The sequence below is a fragment of the Pseudoalteromonas sp. NS-SX12 genome (assembly GCF_057367955.1).
Genome location: NZ_CM170634.1, coordinates 391,803 through 414,023 on the forward strand (window position 1 = coordinate 391,803; position 22,221 = coordinate 414,023).

At 41.3% G+C, this 22,221-nt stretch carries 18 protein-coding genes; 13 read left to right on the forward strand and 5 right to left on the reverse strand.

The window, feature by feature from the left end; all coding sequences use genetic code 11:
- Positions 1-71 precede the first annotated feature (71 nt).
- Positions 72-1,175 (forward strand): tRNA nucleotidyltransferase/poly(A) polymerase-related protein, encoded by a 1,104-nt coding sequence (locus tag AC2IOM_RS01900; RefSeq protein ID WP_486358948.1) that lies wholly within the window; start codon positions 72-74, stop codon positions 1,173-1,175.
- A 36-nt stretch (positions 1,176-1,211) separates the two neighbouring features.
- Here the strand turns inward: AC2IOM_RS01900 and AC2IOM_RS01905 are convergent, their stop codons facing one another.
- From AC2IOM_RS01905 to folB, 4 genes are all read right to left on the reverse strand, one after another.
- Positions 1,212-4,490 (reverse strand): two-component regulator propeller domain-containing protein, encoded by a 3,279-nt coding sequence (locus AC2IOM_RS01905; protein WP_486358949.1) that lies wholly within the window; start codon positions 4,488-4,490, stop codon positions 1,212-1,214.
- 202 nt (positions 4,491-4,692) lie between these two features.
- Positions 4,693-5,508: an undecaprenyl-diphosphate phosphatase gene (locus AC2IOM_RS01910; protein ID WP_486358950.1), complete on the reverse strand. Its 816-nt coding sequence runs from the start codon at positions 5,506-5,508 to the stop codon at positions 4,693-4,695.
- Between the two features lie 5 nt (positions 5,509-5,513).
- The gene (gene folK, locus AC2IOM_RS01915; protein ID WP_486358951.1) at positions 5,514-5,993 is read right to left on the reverse strand and encodes a 2-amino-4-hydroxy-6-hydroxymethyldihydropteridine diphosphokinase; all 480 of its coding nucleotides are present in this window, start codon (positions 5,991-5,993) and stop codon (positions 5,514-5,516) included.
- On the reverse strand, positions 5,993-6,352 hold the full coding sequence (folB, locus tag AC2IOM_RS01920; protein ID WP_100912661.1) for a dihydroneopterin aldolase: 360 nt from the start codon (positions 6,350-6,352) through the stop codon (positions 5,993-5,995). The genes folK and folB overlap by 1 nt, the downstream gene beginning before the upstream one ends.
- A gap of 134 nt (positions 6,353-6,486) precedes the next feature.
- Between folB and plsY the strand changes: the two genes are divergently transcribed.
- On the forward strand, positions 6,487-7,077 hold the full coding sequence (gene plsY, locus AC2IOM_RS01925; protein ID WP_100912660.1) for a glycerol-3-phosphate 1-O-acyltransferase PlsY: 591 nt from the start codon (positions 6,487-6,489) through the stop codon (positions 7,075-7,077).
- A 54-nt stretch (positions 7,078-7,131) separates the two neighbouring features.
- On the opposite strand, the gene tsaD is transcribed toward plsY, so the two are convergent.
- Positions 7,132-8,160 (reverse strand): tRNA (adenosine(37)-N6)-threonylcarbamoyltransferase complex transferase subunit TsaD, encoded by a 1,029-nt coding sequence (tsaD, locus tag AC2IOM_RS01930; RefSeq protein WP_010561024.1) that lies wholly within the window; start codon positions 8,158-8,160, stop codon positions 7,132-7,134.
- 269 nt (positions 8,161-8,429) lie between these two features.
- On the opposite strand from tsaD, the gene rpsU reads away from it, so the two are divergent.
- The 11 genes from rpsU to AC2IOM_RS01985 all read left to right on the forward strand — a co-directional run bounded on the left by rpsU (position 8,430) and on the right by AC2IOM_RS01985 (position 22,194).
- Entirely contained in the window at positions 8,430-8,645 is a 216-nt protein-coding gene (rpsU, locus tag AC2IOM_RS01935; RefSeq protein WP_010362466.1) for a 30S ribosomal protein S21, read from the forward strand.
- Between the two features lie 19 nt (positions 8,646-8,664).
- A complete protein-coding gene (locus AC2IOM_RS01940) occupies positions 8,665-9,111 on the forward strand; it encodes a GatB/YqeY domain-containing protein (RefSeq protein ID WP_054979112.1) in 447 nt (148 codons plus the stop codon).
- A gap of 178 nt (positions 9,112-9,289) precedes the next feature.
- Complete coding sequence (gene dnaG / locus AC2IOM_RS01945; protein WP_486358952.1) at positions 9,290-11,035, forward strand: DNA primase; 1,746 nt, start codon at positions 9,290-9,292, stop codon at positions 11,033-11,035.
- 112 nt (positions 11,036-11,147) lie between these two features.
- Positions 11,148-12,992, forward strand: a complete 1,845-nt coding sequence (gene rpoD, locus AC2IOM_RS01950) for an RNA polymerase sigma factor RpoD (RefSeq protein WP_010561027.1) — start codon at positions 11,148-11,150, stop codon at positions 12,990-12,992.
- Between the two features lie 59 nt (positions 12,993-13,051).
- Positions 13,052-13,930: a 50S ribosomal protein L11 methyltransferase gene (gene prmA / locus AC2IOM_RS01955; RefSeq protein WP_100912656.1), complete on the forward strand. Its 879-nt coding sequence runs from the start codon at positions 13,052-13,054 to the stop codon at positions 13,928-13,930.
- A gap of 227 nt (positions 13,931-14,157) precedes the next feature.
- The gene (gene dusB, locus AC2IOM_RS01960) at positions 14,158-15,129 is read left to right on the forward strand and encodes a tRNA dihydrouridine synthase DusB (RefSeq protein WP_021033041.1); all 972 of its coding nucleotides are present in this window, start codon (positions 14,158-14,160) and stop codon (positions 15,127-15,129) included.
- 18 nt (positions 15,130-15,147) lie between these two features.
- The gene (gene fis, locus AC2IOM_RS01965) at positions 15,148-15,438 is read left to right on the forward strand and encodes a DNA-binding transcriptional regulator Fis (RefSeq protein ID WP_010561030.1); all 291 of its coding nucleotides are present in this window, start codon (positions 15,148-15,150) and stop codon (positions 15,436-15,438) included.
- Between the two features lie 250 nt (positions 15,439-15,688).
- Positions 15,689-17,281: a bifunctional phosphoribosylaminoimidazolecarboxamide formyltransferase/IMP cyclohydrolase gene (gene purH, locus AC2IOM_RS01970; protein ID WP_486358953.1), complete on the forward strand. Its 1,593-nt coding sequence runs from the start codon at positions 15,689-15,691 to the stop codon at positions 17,279-17,281.
- A gap of 100 nt (positions 17,282-17,381) precedes the next feature.
- Positions 17,382-18,200, forward strand: coding sequence for a class I SAM-dependent methyltransferase (locus tag AC2IOM_RS01975; RefSeq protein WP_054979108.1), 819 nt, complete (start codon positions 17,382-17,384; stop codon positions 18,198-18,200).
- Positions 18,201-18,213: 13 nt separating this feature from the next.
- Complete coding sequence (purD, locus tag AC2IOM_RS01980; RefSeq protein ID WP_100912654.1) at positions 18,214-19,503, forward strand: phosphoribosylamine--glycine ligase; 1,290 nt, start codon at positions 18,214-18,216, stop codon at positions 19,501-19,503.
- 207 nt (positions 19,504-19,710) lie between these two features.
- A complete protein-coding gene (locus AC2IOM_RS01985; RefSeq protein WP_486358954.1) occupies positions 19,711-22,194 on the forward strand; it encodes an EAL domain-containing protein in 2,484 nt (827 codons plus the stop codon).
- Positions 22,195-22,221: the final 27 nt, after the last annotated feature.

Genomic DNA, 22,221 nt, shown 5'->3' on the forward strand with positions numbered 1-22,221 from the left:
TCACCAACGAATTCCAAATTATGATAGGATTTCAATCATTATCGTTATTTATTATGTGTAAACCTAACACAATGAAAATATACCTAGTTGGCGGCGCAGTAAGAGACAAACTATTAAATCGCCCAATTAAAGAGTCAGATTATGTGGTAGTTGGTAGTACGCCAGATGAATTATTGGCGCTTGGCTACCAGCAAGTTGGCAGTGACTTTCCTGTATTTTTACACCCAGAAACAAAAGACGAATACGCACTAGCAAGAACCGAACGAAAATCAGGGCAAGGTTACACTGGTTTTATTTGCGACTTTACGCCAGATGTCACACTGGAAGAAGATTTAATTCGCCGCGACCTAACCGTAAACGCCATGGCTGAAGATGAAAACGGCAATATTATCGACCCTTTCAATGGACAAGCCGATTTAGAACAAAAACGTCTTCGCCATGTAAGCGATGCGTTTTGTGAAGATCCATTGCGCATTTTGCGTGTTGCACGCTTTGCTGCTCGTTACCATTATTTGGGCTTTACTATCGCGCCAGAAACAGTATTACTAATGCAAAAAATGGTTGCCCAAGGTGAAATTAACACCCTAACCAAAGAGCGAATTTGGCTGGAAATTGAAAAATCTCTTGCCGATGGCGCAATCAATGTATTTACCGATGTGCTTGCAGAAATAAACGCGCTACCGGTTATTTTACCGCCACTGACAAACCATTGGTCACCTGATTACAGCCAAGAGATCGCAACGCTTTTAACGAGAGTAGCTGGCGAAAACCAACTCATTATCGCCTTTTGTTTGTGGCTAAAAGGGATTCAGCCAACTGAGGTCAAAACACTTTCCGAGCGTTTGCGTTTACCCAATGCCTATGTTGATGCACTGAGCCTATTTACCACCTTTGCGCCTATTTTTAAGCACAACCAAGCATCAGTAGAGCAGGTACTGGCACTCTTTAATCAAGCAGATGTTTGGCGACGCCCCGAGCGGTTAAACTTATTTATTGAAACCTTTGCCTTGCTTGGAGAAGAACATTCAGCCTTGGCTCGTAAACTACAAAGTGCGGCAACAAAAACCACCGCTATCGATGTACAAGCTATTATTAAACAAGGTTTTAAAGGTGCTGAAATCAAACAACAGCTGGCGCAAGCTAGGCAAGATGCCGTAAGTGGTATATTTGAATAATATACGCTAAAGCCTTAAAGGTAAGTGATAAAATAATTAGACGCTTACCTTTAATTTAATAGTGACTTTTACACCGCCCAGTACACTATGCTCAGCAAAGATTTCACCTTGATGGCGTGCGATTAAATCTTGGCAAATGGCTAAGCCAAGTCCTGTACCACCTTTGTACAAAGCCTTATTATTTTCACATTGATACATCCGCTTAAAAATTGTTGTTAGCTCACTATCAGACACTCCCGGTGAACTATCTGATAATGTAATAACAAGGTTCCCTTTTTTAATACTCGCATCTAGTTCAATATTTGCAGGTGTTTGTGTATATCGAATGCTATTTGATAGTAGGTTAGTAAGTACTTGCGTAAGCCGTTTTTTATCTGCATCAAGCGTTGTGCTCTCAGGTATATTAATGTTAAAGGAAAAGTGTATTCCTTCACTTTGGGCGATACGTGTTTGTGCATCACTGCACCACATTTCGAGCCAAGGTTTCGCAAGCATAGTTGCTAGATTTAACGACAGCTCTTGTAGTTCTGCATTTGCTAGCTGATCAATATCTGCAATTAAAGTATTAATATCACCAATACGGCGATGTAATACCTCATATGTTTTTTCATTATTATCAACAATATTGTATTCAAGGCCTTCTATTTGCATTTTAAGTACACTTAATGGTGTTCTAATTTCATGCGAAACTTCAGCAAGGAGCTGTTTTTTTCGAGCAAGTAATGCTTCTGAAAATTCAGCTCGGTCTTTAATTCTTTGCTGCTTTCTTACTGTTTCAAATTGCCACTTCACCACCAAATAAATAAGTACAGTTAAAGCACAAAGAAAAAACGTATATGCCCACCAGGTTTGCCACCATGGAGGTAATAGCTCGAATCGATAAGTAACGGTCTCTCCAATCTGCTCACCATTTATTGCTCTTACCTGAAACTCATAATTTTCAGGACGCAAATTGTTATACGTGATTTGATTTAGCCTTGAAGGTTCACTCCATGTATCGCTACTACCAATCAAACGTGTTTGATACATAATGCGCTCAGGTGCAGCCCAGTCGCTATGCGCATATTTTATTGTTATTTGAATCGTGTCAGGTGTAAATTTAGTGGCAAAATTTTGCGCTTCAATAGCAGATAAATAATGATATTCTCTTTGCTCGTTGAGAGAGTAAATTTCGATAATGCGACTCGCTAAGCGCGACTTTAAATTGATTTGCTCTGGGTTAAAATGTATTACTCCATTGGCAGACCCCCAATAGATATTTTCTTTATCTATTACAGCGCTATTTAATGTTGAATCCACAGCCAAATAACCATTATCGTAAGCAAACGTGTTTACTTTCGGTGTTTTTTGGCTGTTAAATAACGAATTAATAGCGACACGATTATTGCCCCCTTCCGTGCCTACCCATAAATACCCCTTATATGCCTTTAGTGCCAACACTATGCTACTAGCGAGACCGTTTTCCGTACTAATCTGTTGCCCCTGCCATTTACCTTGTTGTTCGTTGAGTACAAAAACACCTTTTCGTGTTCCGAGATAAATATAGCGGCTGTCTTGTTCTAAACTATAAGCCCAATCACTTGGTAAGCCATCTTCCTCAGTAAAACGATAAACATGACCTTTATTAAGATAATGTGTCCCCCCACCATTGGTAACAAACCAAATACGATTTGCGGTATCTGCAAGCACATTAATTACGTACTGCTCTTGCTCTAGCATTAACTTTTGTAATTGATTATTGCAGTTTCGGTACAAACCTTTTGACGACGCGATATAAATACAACCATCCGAAGCCTCGAGCACTTTGTGAATGATATCGGCAGTTAAACCTTGCTCTTTGCCAATCTGAGTCGCGCCATTCTCGCCAAGCACCATAATACCTTGTCGTGTACCAACCCATATTCGATCCGCTTGGTCTTGCGTGATGCTATGAATGTACGGATTCATCAAAGGTGTCTCAGGTTCGTACCATTGATCATCGGATAAGACTTGAATGCCTCCGCCGTACTGACCTAGCCACAGTTGATTATTAATATTTGATAATGCACTAACACGTTCATTTCTAAGCCCGCTTCGCTTATTTAATAACGAAAAACCACTCTCTTTAAAACGGTTAATGCCATTGCTGTAAGTGGAAATCCATATATGGCCTTGGCTATCTTTCATCAAGCCACGAATATGGTCAGCATTCATCCCATTTTGATTGTTGAGACGAAGAGCGTGATCATTTTGAATTTTAACAACGCCTTTACTGTCATCACCAATCCAAAGAGAGCTATTTGTTTCATCAAATAGCAATGAAGTCACATTGGGGACAGTGACTCCTAATAGTTTATTTACACTTCTATTTTCTATATCGATGCGGCATATACCTTGACCTTTAACCGCAAAAATAACTAAGTTGCCCTCACCTGTTAACGAGGTAATATTCCCATTGCAAGCTTCATCGCGAAATTCATAAAGATTAATTTGCCCATTTGATAACGAAAATAAGCCCTTATTTGATGCCAACCATATTGAGCCATTAAGTGAAGTCAAACGATTAAATACCGTCAAAGGTATAGCGTTAGAGGTCGTCGCTATTTCACCATTTTGATAACGGTATATTTCACTATCAGTAATAAAGAATATTGCTTTATTTAATATAGCAATATCATTCACTTTCTCTAAAAATGGTTTGCCGTTAATATGAAGACTACGAAATTTCTTGCCATCAAAACTACTTACCCCTTTATCCGTGGCAAATAATAACTCCCCCTGCAATCCATTTGCTATTTTCCATACTCGATTGTTATTAAGTCCATGTAACTCTTTGAAGCACCTAAAAGAATTTGAGATATATTGGCATACTCCCTCGCCATTTGTCGCTAACCACAATACGCCATGTTTATCTTGAAAGGTTTGATAAATAGCCCCTGTTGGCAAACCTTGACGCATAGAAAAATGTCGAATGTCAAAAAGCGTGTTAAGCTCATATTGCATCGACTTTACGGTTTGCCATCTGGACATGCCATTAGCGTTTGGAACTTCAACAAAAGCTGCGTTAGCAACGTTAGTTAAACTAAAAGTTCTTCGTTTGATAGCTGTATTTTTAGTTTTTTGCCATTGAATAGCCTGAGCTTTATCTAAATTCACATAGCTCGACCTTTGGAGCGCAGGTTGACCAATAGGCAAAACCAAGGTTGATAAATCCTGCCATACAGCTGGTTGAACTTGTGTTGCTGTAAGCTCCGAAATACCATCATTTTGCGTATCGGTCGTAGCGTCAATATAAAATGAAACAACAAAGCAAAGTAATACAACTAAAAGACGCAAAACAAACGTACCCATTACACAAACAAAATCATTATTAAGTTATCAACTTATATTCATCAAATGAAGCTTTGATATAGACAAAATTTAACTATCTTAGCGCGAAGCAAGCTCTCAAGACAAAAGGTTAACTATGTTACAAGCAAAATAAAAAGGCTAAGAATCATTCTTAGCCTTTTTTCATTTTTAATCTTACAAACTTACTTTAAGCACTGATATATCCAAGTCCAATGAGTGCAAACAATGCAAACCCTAAAATTAATCGGTAAATCACAAATGGCAACATGCCCATGCGTTCAATAAACTTTAAGAATAGGAAAATACAGGTATACGCTGAAACGAACGATAGCACAGTACCTAAAATCAGTGCATACCAATCAACCGCTGTGTTATCTAAAATCAGCTTGATGATCATCACTAGCCCTAAACCACCAATAACGGGAATAGACATTAAAAACGAAAAACGCGCTGCACTTTTTTTATCAAGTCCAAGCAATAAACCGGCGGTAATAGTTATACCAGAGCGTGAGGTACCAGGAATTAACGCAACCGCCTGCGCAATGCCAATCAGCAAGGCTGCTTTCCATTTAACATCGAAAATGTTCTTGTTCTCTTTTGCTTTGATATCCGCATACCAAAGCGCTAAACCAAAAACGATGGTTGTCGTTGCAATCACCGCAGCACCGCGTGTGTTAGCTTCTATGAAATCTTTTGCAAGGCCAGCAACTAAACCCGCAGGAATGGTTGCCAGAATTATATACCAGCCAAGTTTACTTTCTACTGTGTGGCCCTTTCCGGCACAAGACTTAAACCATGCAGAAAGTATTTGAACTACATCTTTACGGAAATAAATAAGTACTGCGAATAATGTTCCAACATGTACTGCGATATCAAACGCCTGACCTTGATCTTCCCAGCCAAGTAATTGACTCGGTAGAATAAGGTGGCCTGAACTTGAAATAGGCAAAAATTCAGTAAACCCTTGAATAAGTGCCAGTGCAACAATTTCAATCAGTCCCATTTATTTTAAATCTCCACTTTCCACAATTTTTGCTTATTTTTATTATAATTTTGCCACAGCTCACCAATACTCAGGTTGACCGTAGGGTGGATAAAGTCACTGGCTATTTCAGCAAGAGGCCAAAGTACAAACGCATTTTTGGTAATTTCATCACGCGGCAATTGCGCTGGCGTGTCACAGATCATCTCGTCAAAAAATAACAAATCGAGATCGAGTGTGCGTGGGCTAAACTTTTTATCGGCAGGGGTGCGACCATGGTCGCGCTCAATTTGTTTAAGGCGAGCACATACTTCTTCAAGCGGTAAATTGGTTGTAGCAGCGGCCACAAGGTTATAAAAGTTATTCCCTTCAAAACCAACCGATTCACTTTCAAAAACACTTGAGTAAATAACATTATCAAAATGCTGAGGTAAAATAGCTAAAGCAGCTTTAATGTAATGCTCTTTATTGATATTAGAGCCAATACTGATAAAAATCTGTGCCATTAGCTTTGCTTTTTACGTGTGATTTCAATACCCACAGTTTGCGCTTCAATTACAGCTTGGGGCTTTGAGATTCGCAATGTCACTTGCGATACAGCAAACTCATTTAAGATGATAGTAGTTAGTTGCTCGGCTAACGTCTCTAATAATTCAACTTGCGTAGATTCACAGTGAGCAATAATGCGCTCAGACACTTTGGCATAATCAACCACATCATCAACATTGTCAGACTTCGCAGCTTGGGCAAAATTTGTCAGCATTTCAACATCAAAAAACAAAGGTTGTTTCGCTTGTTTTTCAAAATCAAACACGCCAATAATGGTATTAACCTGTAATTGACTAATAAAAACCTTATCTTGCACCCGTATTCACCCCGATTATACTGTGGTCGGATACCAATTAGAGAAAAAAATAGGTACTCTTATGGGTAAATCCGCTAAAAAGAATCAGCGGCAGATAATAGCCTATATTTGCTAAAGAAAAAATAAGGAACGCTGTGTTAGCAAGCTTAATGATTGTCTTTGCCTATCTGTTTGGCTCAATTTCTTCAGCAGTGCTCATTTGTAAGCTGTTTCGCTTACCTGATCCCAGAACAACGGGTTCTAATAACCCAGGCGCAACCAATGTTTATCGTATTGGCGGCAAACTGCCTGCAATCTTAGTACTGATATTTGATGTGCTGAAAGGCACAATCCCAGTATATGGTGCTTACTTTCTTAAGATAGAGCCTCTTTATTTAGGTTTTATTGCAATTGCTGCATGTCTTGGCCACATCTACCCAATTTTTTTTGGTTTTAAAGGCGGTAAAGCGGTGGCAACCGCGTTTGGTAGCTTGCTGCCCATAGGTTTTACCTTGGCAGGCTTATTAATTTTAACCTGGCTTGGTTTAATTTGGTTGACTGGCTACTCTTCTTTGGCCGCCATCATTACCGTAAGTTTAGCGCCTTTATTTACGTGGTTTATAAAACCGCTTTATGTTTTGCCTGTAACCATGCTGGCAGCGCTGATTGTATTTCGCCATCGAGCTAACGTTATACGCTTACTTAAAGGCACTGAGCCAAAAGTAAAATCAAAAAAAGCCGAGTAATCTCGGCTTTTTTATTTGATAAACGCTAACTGCAGCAGCGGTTAATTCGAAAAATTAAATTGATTCCAACTCATCAAGCGGCCAACGAGGCTTTGCGCGCATATCAAGTGGCGCATACTGCTTTGCTTTCAAGCGTTGCATGCCCGCGTAAGCAATCATTGCACCATTGTCTGTACAAAACTCAGTGCGCGGGTAATAAACACGGCCTTGCATGCCTGTCATCACTTTCTCTAGTGTTTCACGTAAATAAACGTTAGCACTCACGCCGCCGGCAATCACTAAACGCTTAATGCCGTATTCTTTCAGAGCACGTTTACATTTAATTACTAAGGTATCAATGACTGCCGTTTGAAAAGCATGGGCGATATTGGCCTTCACTTGCTCAGAAATATTGCCATCTTCGTCTTTTTCTTTATTAATGGTATTTGCAGCGAAGGTTTTTAACCCGCTAAAACTCATATCAAGGCCTGGTCTATCGGTCATTGGACGCGGAAAACGATATACTTCTGGTTCACCTTTTTCTGCAAGCTTGGCAAGCAATGGGCCACCAGGGTAATCAAGGCCTAATAGTTTAGCCGTTTTATCAAACGCTTCACCTGCAGCATCATCAATTGACTCACCAAGAATCGTGTATTGACCGATACCGTCAACTTTTACAATCATGCTGTGGCCACCCGATACAAGTAGCGCAATAAATGGAAATTCTGGTACATCTTCATCAAGCATCGGCGCCAATAAGTGGCCTTCCATATGATGCACTGCTACAGCGGGCACATCCCACCCATAAGCAAGCGAGCGGCCAATTGATGAACCAACTAATAACGCACCTACCAAACCAGGTCCTGCAGTATACGCAACGCCATCTAAATCTTCGGGTCCACAACCAGCTTGTTTAAATGCAGCCTCAATTAAAGGAATAGTCTTACGTACGTGATCACGCGATGCCAGTTCTGGTACAACACCACCATAATCCGCATGCACTTTTACTTGAGAATACAACTGATGAGCCAGCAAGCCTTGTTCATCGTCATAAATCGCGATTCCCGTCTCATCACAAGACGATTCAATACCCAAAATACGCAAGTTTCTCTCCTAAAATAACAATTAAATACCCAATCAAAGCACGCTCAATTAAGTTAAGGCGGCGATTTTACAAGCTTTAAGATTTTTTGTCAGCTTTTTACCATCTTTGGTATAATTATTCTTTACATTGCGTGGTGCTTCAGATTACAATGCCGCACCATTTTTGAACTAGTCGGTTAAATCTTAACCGAGGTGAGTGGCACTAGCTAAAGTTTTAGCTAATAAAACTCATTTAAGTAGAAACATATTACTAAGTAGGTGATTTTTTAATGCCAGTTATTAAAGTTAGAGAAAACGAGCCGTTTGACGTTGCTCTTCGCCGTTTTAAGCGTTCATGTGAAAAAGCAGGTATCCTTTCAGAAGTTCGTCGTCGCGAGCACTATGAAAAGCCAACAGCTGAGCGTAAGCGCAAAAAAGCAGCTGCGGTAAAGCGTCACATGAAGAAGCTTTCTCGCGAAAACGCTCGTCGCGTAAAACTTTACTAATCTAGATTAGGTCTTGTAAATGAGCCTTTTAGCACAACTTAAAGATGCACAAAAAGATGCAATGCGCGCTAAAGACAAAATTCGTCTTGGTGCAATTCGCATGGTTTTAGCAGCTATTAAGCAAAAAGAAATCGACGAGCAAGTTACGCTAGGTGACGCTGAAATCACGTCTATTCTAGTTAAACTTGTAAAGCAGCGTAAAGATTCTGAATCTCAGTATCGCGACGCCGGCCGCGAGGACTTAGCTGAAGTTGAAGCTAATGAAATTAAAGTACTTGAAGCGTTTTTACCAAAACCGCTTACTGATGAAGAAATTCTTACTTTAATTGATGAATGTATCGCGTCAAGCGGTGCTTCTGGCATGCAAGATATGGGTAAAGTAATGGGCTTGCTTAAAGCTAAAGCTGAAGGTCGCGCAGATATGGGCAAACTTTCAGGTTTAATTAAGCAAAAGCTTAGCGCTTAACTCAGAGTTTTAAAGGCTGACTTTCTCAAGTCAATAACTGCTGGCCTTAACAGCTTTAGAAACCGAGCTTTTGCTCGGTTTCTTCATTTCTGAAAGATGATAACGTCTAGCGTCATTTTTCATTTTTGGGTATGCTAGCCCCCTACTCTCAATCAACATACGCGAATAACGATATACCATGGCCGGAAAAATTCCTCGTAGCTTTATTGATGACCTATTAGCCAGAACCGACATTGTCGATCTTATTGATGGCAAAGTAGGCCTTAAAAAAGCAGGTAAGGATTATCAGGCATGTTGTCCGTTTCATAATGAAAAATCGCCGTCGTTTACGGTATCGCAAGATAAGCAGTTTTATCACTGCTTTGGTTGTGGCGCCCACGGCAATGCCATTTCATTTATGATGGAATATGAAAAGCTCGAGTTTGTAGATGCCATAGAAGAGCTCGCGGGTTTACTCAATTTAGATGTGCCTCGTGAGAATGCCACAAATCAAGGGCCACAAGTCAGTACTGAGCAAAAACGCTCTGATTACGAATTAATGATGCATGTTGCAAAGTTTTACCAACACCAATTAAAGCATCATGACAACTCCACTCAAGTAATCGAATATCTCAAAGGACGTGGGCTCAGTGGCGAAACTGCTAAACAATTTATGATTGGTTACGCCCCCAGTGAATGGGACAGCGTGTGTAAAACATTCGCGAAGAACCAAGATAGCAAAAAACAATTACTCGAACTAAAACTTGCCAGTGAAAAGTCGGCAGGACGCCAATTTGATTTCTTCCGCGACCGCTTGATGTTTCCAATTCGCGATAAACGCGGACGCGTTATCGCCTTTGGTGGACGCATCATGAATAGCGACGACAATGGCCCGAAATATTTAAACTCACCAGAAACCCGAATTTTTCATAAAGGCTTTGAACTTTACGGCTTGTATGAAGCCAAACACGCTAACAAAAAGCTCGAACAAATACTGGTAGTTGAAGGGTATATGGACGTGGTTGCACTTGCTGAAAAAGGCATTAACTACGCAGTTGCAGCACTTGGTACAGCAACCACACCTGAGCATATTCACACCCTATTTAGAACCACCGACCGCATTATTTGTTGTTACGATGGTGACCGTGCAGGGCGCGATGCTGCGTGGCGAGCACTGGAAAATGCGCTACCCTATTTAAATCATGGTAAATCACTCGAGTTTGTATTTTTACCTGATGGTGAAGACCCTGACTCATTAGTACAAAAAGAAGGTCGTGAAGCCTTTGAATTACGTTACGACGATGCCACTGATTTCTCGGTATACTTGTTTGATAGACTTGCACAGGAAATTAATCTGACTACAGACGCAGGCAAATCAAAGCTATTACAGCAGGCGTTGCCACTGATTGAAAAGGTCCCGAGCGACTACTATCAGGATAATTTACTCGATAAATTAGCGCGTCTGATTGGCCGCACCCGTGCTCAGTTACAAAAGAAAATAAACACACCAAAGCAGCAACAAGGTCTTGCTAAGAAATTTAAAATAACACCAATGCGACGCGCAATTGGCTTGCTATTACAGCATCCAGAACTTGCCAGTGAAGTGCCATTCCAGCCAGAATTAGCGCAGATGGATGTACCGGGCATCAAGCTTTTTATTCAATTACAAAAACTCGCCTTAGATAAAACCAACACCACAGCGCAACTGCTTGAGCAATTTAGAGAAAGTCCTGAATATGCGCCATTAGCGAAACTCGCCGCGTGGCAGCATCAAGTAAATCAAGATTCGTTAACCAGTGAATTTCAAAGTACTTTTAATTTTATTGAAGATCAGTGTTTAAATTTGCGCCTAGAGTCCCTATTAATAAAAGAGAAAACGCAAGGTTTGAGTAAAGCTGAAAAGCAAGAATATTCAATGCTCACACTTGCATTAAAAGGCAGATAACAGCTAGCCAAATTCAACCTTTCGTGTTATACTGCCCTATTCACTGCGTCTTGTATCAAGTTGTTTAAGACGCCCGTTGTATCAACTTATCAGAGTGGAAGAGAATACCTCTATGGAGCAAACTCCTCAGTCACAGCTAAAACTCCTCATTCAAAAAGGTAAAGAGCAAGGTTACCTTACATTTGCCGAAGTTAACGACCACCTTCCACAAGACATCATAGATTCGGAACAAGTTGAAGACATCATCGGCATGATCAACGACATGGGTATCCAGGTAGTAGAAAATGCACCTGATGCCGATGAACTTATGATGCAAGAAACAACTACCGATGAAGATGCTGCAGAAGCGGCAGCGGCAGCGCTTGCTACGGTAGAGAAAGAAATCGGTCGTACGACAGATCCGGTACGCATGTATATGCGTGAAATGGGTACTGTAGAGCTTCTAACACGTGAAGGCGAAATCGACATCGCTAAGCGTATCGAAGACGGTATCAACCAAGTACAGGTTTCTGTTGCAGAGTACCCTGAAGCAATTAATTACTTACTTGAGCAATGGGATAACTACCTTGCTGAAGATGTACGCTTAAGCGATATTATCAGCGGTTTCTACGATCCTGACGCAGACGAAACAATGATCTCTGCAACGCACATTGGTTCAGAACTTTCTGAAGAAGAATTGGATGATGAAGATTCAGATCTTGAAAGTGATGATGACGATGATGAGGAAGAAGCAGATACGGGCCCATGCCCTGAAGAAGCTGCAGAAAACTTTGAAAAGCTACGTAACCTTTATAATCAAGCGCGTGGTATTTTTGAAGAGAAAGGTCGCTCTCACCCAGATGCAGTAGCTATTATCGCTGAAATCGGTGAGCATTTCCGTACCTTTAAACTAATGCCTAAGCAATTTGACCGCATGGTTAAAAACATGCGCGACATGATGGACCGTATTCGCGTTCAAGAACGCATCATCATGAAGCAAGTTGTTCAAATTGCTAAAATGCCAAAGAAAACTTTCGTTAAAAACTTCGCAAATAACGAAACGGATTCGGCATGGTTAGACCGTGAAATCGCATCTGGCGAACTATACTCAAACAAACTTGCAGAAGTGAAGTTTGAAGTTGAGCGTTGTATTAACAAACTACGCCAAATGGAAGAAAGCACAGGTCTAAACCTAGAACGTATCAAAGACATCAACCGTCGCATGTCAATCGGTGAAGCAAAAGCACGCCGTGCGAAGAAAGAAATGGTTGAAGCGAACTTACGTCTTGTAATTTCAATTGCGAAAAAATACACCAACCGTGGCTTACAATTCCTTGATCTAATCCAGGAAGGTAACATTGGTCTAATGAAAGCGGTTGATAAGTTTGAATACCGCCGTGGTTATAAGTTCTCAACTTATGCAACATGGTGGATCCGTCAGGCAATTACACGTTCAATTGCTGACCAAGCACGTACTATCCGTATTCCAGTACATATGATCGAAACGATTAACAAACTAAATCGTATTTCACGTCAAATGTTACAGGAAATGGGTCGCGAGCCGTCGCCAGAAGAGCTTGCTGAACGCATGGTAATGCCGGAAGACAAGATCCGTAAAGTACTGAAAATTGCAAAAGAGCCAATCTCAATGGAAACACCTATCGGTGATGATGAAGATTCGCACTTAGGTGATTTTATTGAGGATAGCACCATTGAATCACCGGTTGATTCAGCAACAATGGAAAGCCTCAAAAATGCAACACATGATGTACTAGCTGGCTTAACAGCGCGTGAAGCAAAAGTACTGCGTATGCGTTTCGGTATCGATATGAATACTGACCATACATTAGAAGAGGTAGGTAAGCAGTTTGACGTAACCCGTGAGCGTATTCGTCAAATCGAAGCGAAAGCACTTCGCAAGCTTCGCCACCCTTCTCGTTCAGACTTACTGAAAAGCTTCTTAGACTTTAAAGGCTAAGTAACCAGTTAAACTAAAAGGCCGCACATTGCGGCCTTTTTTCTTACAGGATAAAAATTATGGCGTGGGTACAAATCCGCATTAATAGCACCAAAGAAAATGCCGAAATCATCAGCGATGAGCTAATGGAACTAGGCTGTCCTTCGGTGACCTTTGTCGACGCAAAAGACACTCCTATTTATGAGCCAAAACTTGGCGAAGTGACACTTTGGGCTGACACAACAGTAATTGGCTTATTCGATGCCAGTGTTGATATGCAAGCAATCACCGAACACCTTGCGCAAATGCCAATATTACAAGAAAACTTTGTTTGTAAAGTAGAGCAGCTTGAAGACAAAGACTGGGAACGTGAATGGATGGATAATTTCCACCCAATTCAATTTGGCGAACGCCTTTGGATCTGTCCAAGCTGGCGCGATATTCCTGACCCAAGTGCAGTGAATGTGTTACTTGACCCAGGCCTTGCTTTTGGTACTGGCACACATAACACTACAGCACTATGTTTACGCTGGCTAGACAGTTTAGATTTAAGCGGCAAAACGGTTGTCGATTTTGGCTGTGGTTCAGGAATTTTAGGTATTGCCGCACTTAAGCTTGGTGCAAAGCGCGTTATTGGTATCGATATTGACCCACAAGCATTAGAAGCGAGCCGCGATAACGCCGAGCGTAATGGCGTGGCCGACCAGCTAGAAGTTTATCTTCCTGAAGATCAGCCTGAATTTGAAGCCGATATTTTAGTTGCCAATATTCTTGCGCAACCTTTACGTGAATTACATCAAGTTATTTTAGGCTTACTTAAATCTGGTGGCGAGTTTGCGTTGTCGGGTATTCTTGAAGAACAAGTGACGTCTGTTGAAGATATTTATCGTCAATATGCCGAGCTTGAAACAAGCCAACAAGATGGCGAGTGGATGCGTGTAGCAGGTAAAAAGCGCTAAGTAGTATCACGCTGCGCCCCTTTAAAATCCTTAGCTCAACACAATTTGAGTTAAGGATTTGTTACTTTTGCTAACAAAAATCTTCCTTTTTTTTCGCTCGATAGCCAGTTACAAAAAGTCAATATCAAAAGTTTAAAAAAAAACCACTTTTGTATAAATAATAGGCTTTGATTTTTGCAAAAAAAACCGTAAACTTAGCGCCCCTTGATTGGTGACCCAGATTTATTGTGCAGATAGGCCCTTATCAGTTAGAAAATAACCTAATGGTTGCTCCTATGGCAGGAGTAACAGATAGACCGTTTAGACAGCTTTGTCGTCGACTCGGAGCTGGTCTTGCTGTATCTGAAATGTTGTCATCCAATCCTAAGGTTTGGAAAACCGAAAAATCAATGTCTCGCATGGATCATTCCGGTGAGTCTGGTATTCGCAGTGTGCAAATTGCCGGCGCTGACCCACAACTGATGGCGGAAGCTGCTCAGTTTAATGTCAAAAACGGCGCACAAATTGTGGATATCAATATGGGTTGTCCAGCAAAAAAAGTGAATAAAAAGCTCGCAGGCTCTGCCCTTTTGCAGTACCCCGAACTGGTCACAGATATCGTTAAAGCTGTAGTTAATGCAGTAGATGTACCTGTTACCTTAAAAATCCGAACAGGATGGGATACTGACAATCGAAATGGTGTAGAGATTGCGCGCATCGCTGAACAAAATGGTATTCAGTCATTGGCGGTTCATGGCCGCACACGCTCTTGTATGTACAAGGGTGAAGCTGAATATCAAACAATTAAGGACATTAAAAGTTCAGTCTCCATTCCGGTGGTTGCTAATGGTGACATTACATCACCACAAAAAGCGAAACAGGTTTTGGAATATACGGGCGCAGATGCTTTGATGATAGGCCGTGCAGCACAAGGTCGCCCTTGGATTTTTAGGGAGATAAACCATTATCTCACCACTGGAGAATTACTACCGGAGCCAGCAATGGACGAGGTACAAAGTATTCTTATGGAACACTTAGTAAATCTTCACGCATTTTATGGTGATGTAATGGGTGTGCGAATTGCGCGTAAGCATGTCTCATGGTATTTGCAGGCTCATGACCGTGAAGGTCAATTTAGGCGAGTATTTAATGCTATCGACTCTCAGCAAGAGCAAATCGATACGTTAGAAAAGTACTTTGAAACACTAGCAGATAATTAACAAAGAGTAAGAAAGACGATGTTCGAACAAAACGTGACTTCTCCATTTATTACTAACGCACATGTTCAGTCTCAAGAGAAACCACAACCATTACGCGACGCTTGTAAAAAAGCAGTGCACAACTACTTAAAGCAACTTAATGGTCAAGATGTACAAGATGTTTACGAGCTAGTTCTTTCAGAACTTGAAGCGCCGTTACTTGAAGAAGTAATGACATATACTCGCGGTAACCAAACTCGCGCAGCAATCTTACTAGGTATCAACCGTGGTACTCTTCGTAAGAAGCTTAAAAAGTACGGTATGAACTAATTAGCACCTTACGGTGCAATAAAAAGCACCCTTGGGAATCCTCGGGTGCTTTTTTGTTTTTCTAACCCCGAAAAACACACTAAATTAAATTCACGTTCAAATTTAATTTAGGTAAAGACCAGCGCTACAGGTCTTGTTTATAAAAGCGACAAATGGTCGTCGAGTTATAAGCAAAAGTAAGTTAAAATATTCGTTTAAATTAAGTGTTTTCTCGCACTATCAATCAAATTTTGAGGTAATCAAAACTACCATGGATACATTACGTCCAATTCGTCGCGCTTTATTAAGCGTTTCAGACAAAACCGGTATTGTAGAATTTGCTCGCGCGCTTTCTGAGAAAGGCGTTGAACTTCTTTCAACTGGCGGTACATGTAAGCTACTTGCAGACAACGGCATCGCAGTAACAGAAGTTTCAGACCACACAGGTCACCCTGAGATCATGGATGGTCGTGTTAAAACATTACACCCAAAAATTCACGGCGGCATTTTAGCGCGTCGCGGTACTGACGAAGGTGTAATGGAAGCAAATAATATTTCTGCAATCGACATGGTAGTTGTTAACCTTTACCCATTCGCACAAACCGTTGCAAAAGAAGGCTGTTCACTTGAAGACGCTATCGAAAACATCGATATCGGCGGCCCAACAATGGTACGCGCTGCGGCTAAAAACAATAAAGACGTAACCATTATTGTAAATGCCGGCGATTACGACCGCGTTATCGCTGAAATGAATGCAAACAACGGTGCAACAACGTATGAAACACGTTTTGACCTAGCAATTGCTGCATTTGAGCATACTGCACAGTACGATGGCATGATCGCGAACTATTTCGGTACGCAAGTACCAGATTACAGCGAAAATGCTGCGGAAACTGAAGAGTCTAAGTTCCCACGCACTATCAACTTCCAATTCACTAAAAAGCAAGATATGCGTTACGGTGAAAACTCGCACCAAGATGCTGCATTCTATGTTGAAAACGACATTGAAGAAGCATCAGTTGCGACGGCAAAACAGTTACAAGGCAAAGCGCTTTCGTACAATAACATTGCAGACACAGACGCAGCACTTGAGTGTGTTAAAGAATTTGACGCGCCAGCATGTGTAATCGTTAAGCACGCTAACCCGTGTGGTGTGTCAATTGGCGACAACCTACTTGACGCATACGACCGCGCTTTCAAAACTGATCCGACGTCAGCGTTTGGTGGCATCATTGCATTTAACCGTGAACTAGATGCTGATACAGCAGAAGCAATCGTGTCACGCCAGTTTGTTGAAGTTATCATTGCACCAAGCGTATCAGATGCAGCGGCACAAATTGTGTCAGCAAAACAAAACGTACGTTTACTTGAGTGCGGCCAGTGGTCAAACAAAACAACGGGCGTTGATATCAAACGTGTTAACGGCGGTATCTTAGTACAAGACCGTGACCAAGGCATGGTTGATATGGGCGACCTACGCGTAGTATCTAAAAAACAGCCTACTGAGCAAGAATTAAAAGACTTAATGTTCTGCTGGAAAGTGGCTAAATTTGTTAAATCAAATGCAATTGTATATGCAAAAGACAGCATGACAATTGGTGTAGGCGCAGGCCAAATGAGCCGCGTTTACTCTGCAAAAATTGCGGGCATTAAAGCTGCCGATGAAAACCTAGAAGTAGCAGGTTCTGTAATGGCATCTGACGCTTTCTTCCCATTCCGTGACGGTATCGACGCGGCTGCTGAAGCGGGTATTACTGCGGTAATTCAGCCAGGTGGTTCAATGCGCGATGAAGAAGTTATCGCTGCTGCAGATGAGCACGGCATGGCAATGGTATTTACTGGCATGCGTCATTTCCGCCATTAATATTTACTTGCAAACTTATTAGTGCAAGCACTTTTCTCGCTTGCACTAAGCTGTTAATTTTACTTAATGTTGCTTAATAAAAATAAAAACTAGGAAGAAAATGAAATTCACAGTAAAAGCCTTAGTAACTGCCCTGTCGCTTACTTTAGCTGGATGTGCATCGACCGATATCGATACATTACTTACCAAAACTGCGACTGCTGAAAATCGTTCAAACGATAATAAAGCGCGCGATCAATACCGTCACCCAAAAGAAACATTGGAATTTTTTGGCCTACAGCCAGAGATGACCGTTGTTGAAGTATGGCCTGGTGGCGGTTGGTATACTGAAATACTGGCGCCAGTATTACAGCAAAATGGTCAGTATTTCGCAGCTCATTTTCCTTCCGATTCAGAAGTAAAATACTATCAACGCTCGCTTAATCAATTCCAAGATAAATTAGCAAGCGATGATGTATATGAAAACGTTACACTTTCTGAGTTTTATCCTGGCACCCACCATAACATTGCGCCTGCCGAAAGCGCTGATATGGTACTGACCTTTCGCAATTTACATAACTGGTATATGCAAAAAGACATTGAAGGCATTAACGAAGCCTTTAAAGCATTTTACAGCGCATTAAAACCAGGCGGCATTCTTGGCGTTGTTGATCATCGCCTACCAGAAAACCGCGATAGCGCAAAAGCCAAGCGTTCTGGTTATGTAAAACAAAGCTGGGTTATTGAGTATGCCGAAAAAGCAGGGTTTGTTTTAGAAGCCGTAAGTGAAGTTAACGCCAATCCATTAGATACAGCCGATCACGAAAAAGGTGTTTGGACCTTACCACCACGCTTAGCCTTGGGCGAAAAAGATATCGCCAAGTACCAAGCAATTGGTGAAAGTGATCGTATGACATTAAAGTTTAGAAAACCTCAATAGGTAGGATAGTCCAATGAACGTATTAGTAATTGGTAGTGGTGGTCGCGAACACGCTCTTGCGTTTAAAGCGGCGCAGTCAGCGAAAGTAAACACGGTATTTGTAGCTCCAGGTAACGCAGGTACAGCGCTTGAGCCTAAGCTTGAGAACATCGCAATTGGCGTAGAAGACATTGATGCACTTGTGGCATTTGCTAAAGAGAACAATGTTGAACTGACCATTGTTGGCCCAGAAGCACCGCTTGTAATTGGTGTGGTTGATAAGTTCCGTGAAGAAGGTCTTGCGATTTTCGGCCCAACAGCCGCAGCTGCACAGCTTGAAGGTTCTAAGTCTTTCACTAAAGATTTCTTAGCACGCCATAAAATCCCAACAGCGGATTATCAAACGTTTGAACAAATCGAACCAGCACTTGCATACCTAAAAGAAAAAGGCGCGCCAATTGTTGTTAAAGCCGACGGCTTAGCAGCTGGTAAAGGTGTAATCGTTGCCATGACTGAGCAAGAAGCTGAAGATGCAATTCGCGATATGCTTGCAGGCAATGCGTTTGGCGATGCAGGTAGCCGCGTAGTAATTGAAGAATTCTTAGAAGGTGAAGAAGCATCATTTATCGTAATGGTAGATGGCGAAAACGTACTTCCGTTTGCTACCTCTCAAGATCATAAGCGCGCTTATAACGAAGACAAAGGCCCAAATACTGGCGGCATGGGTGCATATTCACCAGCACCAGTTGTTACCGCTGAAATCCACCAGCGTATTATGGACGAAGTAATCTACCCTACTGTTAAAGGTATGAGTGATGAAGGCCACCCTTACACTGGTTTCTTATACGCAGGTTTAATGATTACTGCGGATGGCACGCCTAAAGTAATTGAATATAACTGTCGTTTTGGCGATCCTGAAACACAGCCTATTATGCTTCGTTTACAATCAGACTTAGTTGAATTGATTGAAGCTGCTAACCGTGTTGAACTTGATAAAACTGACATTCAGTTTGATTCTCGCGCAGCTGTAGGTGTAGTACTAGCAGCCGCTGGCTACCCTGGCTCTTACCCGAAAGGCGACGCTATCTCTGGTTTACGTGTTGATTATGCAGAAGGTACAAAAGTATTCCACGCAGGCACGAAACAAGATGGCGACAATGTTGTTACTGCAGGTGGTCGCGTATTATGTGCCACAGCACTTGGTAACACAGTAACAGAAGCGCAGCAAAACGCTTATAAACTGGTTGATGAAATTAACTGGCAAGGTGTTGAGTTCCGTACCGATATCGCTTACCGCGCTATTGCTCGCGAAAATAACAGCTAATAGCCGCTATTCACGAGTTTAAAAAATCAACCTACACTGAGTAGGTTGATTTTTTTTGTCTTAAAAGCACACAACAGTCACGCTAAATTGGTATTATTCGCTACCTATTTAATTAAAATTCATCTAACCTTTAAAAAGCCTTAAATATCAAGGAAGCCCATGAATCAGTTAAAGCCTATTTTTTTGTTTATAGCATGTTTGCTATTTATGGCTTTATCCTTAGTAATAGGCTCATTACTTTTTAATATTGGCGACCCAACAACCAACTCAATTGAGCGTACCCATGCGATTTATTTAAACTCATCGTATTGGATTGATGAGCAGAGCAACGCCACGCTTGATGATGCCTTAAAACAAAAATTTCAAAATTCAGAAATTGCCGATATTCCGTGGCAATTTGGCACGCAGAGTTACTGGGTAAAAGTAGCAGTAACCAATCGTACCGATGCAACAGAGATCCTCACTGCACATTTTGACAACCCAATGCTTGACCAACTTGAGGTTTGGCAACTTGATGAAAATAATCGGGTCATAAATCATAAGCAACTAGGTGATACAGTTGCCAATTTAAATATTCACCAGCAAGCATTCCCACACCTTGAATTTTCCCTTGCAGCGAAAGGCAATACCAGCGTTTTGGCGCGTATTAAAACCAGCGGAATTAGCAAAACCCCCATTTACATCTATCAAGTAGATAATTTTCAAAGCGTACGAAAGTTTAGCTATTTGATCTGGGGGCTATTTATCGGCGTAGCCGTAATGATTGCGCTGTATAACCTAATTTTGTTTATCAGTATTCGCGACAGTGTTTATCTCGCGTATATTGGCTATATCATTTCTACCTTGATGATGATGGGCTCGGTGTTAGGGTTTGGCTATTATATTTGGCCGACTTCTATGCAATATCTATTGCAAAAATACGTGGTAACCAGCAACTTTAGTGTGGCTATCTGCGCGTTGATTTTCGGCTCGTTGTTTTTACGCTATGCCACCATTAAAACAAAACTCAATACACTGATCCGTGGCACCTTAGTTATTTTATGTCTTGGCGCACTAGCCAGCTTAGTATTACCTGAATACCAAGCCGCACCGGTATTTTTTGTATGTATGGTACCGCTTTATATCACTATCGTACTTATCGTATTTAACCGCTTGCTTACCGACTTTGTGTGGGCAAAGTACTACTTCTTTTCTTGGTTACCACTCATTATTAGCGGTGCAATGCAGCCTCTTGTTTTAGTAGGCGTGCTCGAACACACCTTCTTAACTCGTCATGCATTCTTAATTGGCGTACTGCTTGAAGTACTGTTAATGGCAATGGCATTAGCTGATAAGTTCTCACACCAACAGCGTGAAAGCTACTTTAAAGCCACTCACGATTCGAGCTCGCAGCTGCCTAATGAAACCCTGTACAAATACAAAATCACCCAGTTGATTGAACAGCAACACAACTTTATTACCTGCTTTATTGAGCTGAAAAACTTTGGCCAGTTTATCCCTTATATGGCCCCTAAAGCGAAGAAAGATTTAGTTAATCAGGTGTGTTCTTCGCTGCAACCTATTTTAAAAAATCATTCCAGTGTTTTAACCATTGAAGAGCAAGGCCTAAACACAGTAAAGCTCGCTTATTTACGTGATGGTGTATTTGCGCTACTGCTCAACCATGGCACTAACCGTGAAGCGTTAAATAAACACTTACAGAATATTCAAGCGCATATCCCGTCATCGCTTATGATTGATGGTATTTTGCTTAATTTATCCAGCCATATTGCCACGTGTTCGAGTATTTATAGCAACCAACGTAGCGGTTTATTGCTGCGTAAAACATGGCAAACGCTGTTTCAGGCAAAACAGCAAGGCGTTGCGCTATTACACTATAAAAAAGAAAGCGGCACGGATATTGGGCAACAATTCAATCTTGCCTCAGAGTTACACAACGCCATAGAACAAAAACAGCTAACATTAAGTTTCACTCCGGTCTATCACGTAAAAAATAAAAAACTAGTGTCAGTCAGTTGCCAGTTTGCTTGGCCGCATGAAGAGTTTGGCGAAATTAGCCAACAAGAAATTATAAAACTCGCGATTGATACCGGTTTAAATGTACACCTTAATCGCTGGTTATTTTCAGAGCTGTTTGATGCGATATCAACATTAAAAGACAGCCATTTAAACTGTCAGTTGTCGCTTACCTTGTCACTTAGTCAACTAAACCATAGCGGCTTTGTAGGTTGGTTATCTGAAAAGGTAACGCATATTGATACTGAAAATATCATGATCTACACCCAACAACCGATCAACAGTGAAATGAGCCAGTTAAAAGAGACACTGCAAAAACTCACTGATTTAGGCTTCAAATTCGGTTTAGACAATTTCCACGGTGACCTAGACCGCTTGTTCGAAGCGCCAGACTCAGGCTTTAGTGACGTCAGAATTGGTCACTTATTTACCAAAGGTAATATGCAAGGCCATAAACTTACCCTATTACTTAGCGCAATGGTTGAAGTTGCCAAAGGGCTAGATTTAACCGTAACCGCCATCGATGTTGATAACCAAGAATTTGCCGATATTGTCAATCAGTGTCAATGTGACTTTATGCAAGGTGAGTTGCTTGCACCAACCATGAACTTTAGAGTTTTAAACTCATTTCTGCTGACGCAACAATCTCGCATTGGTAATCTCAGCGAGCTTTGATACGATAGCCTTTTTTGCTTGATTAGG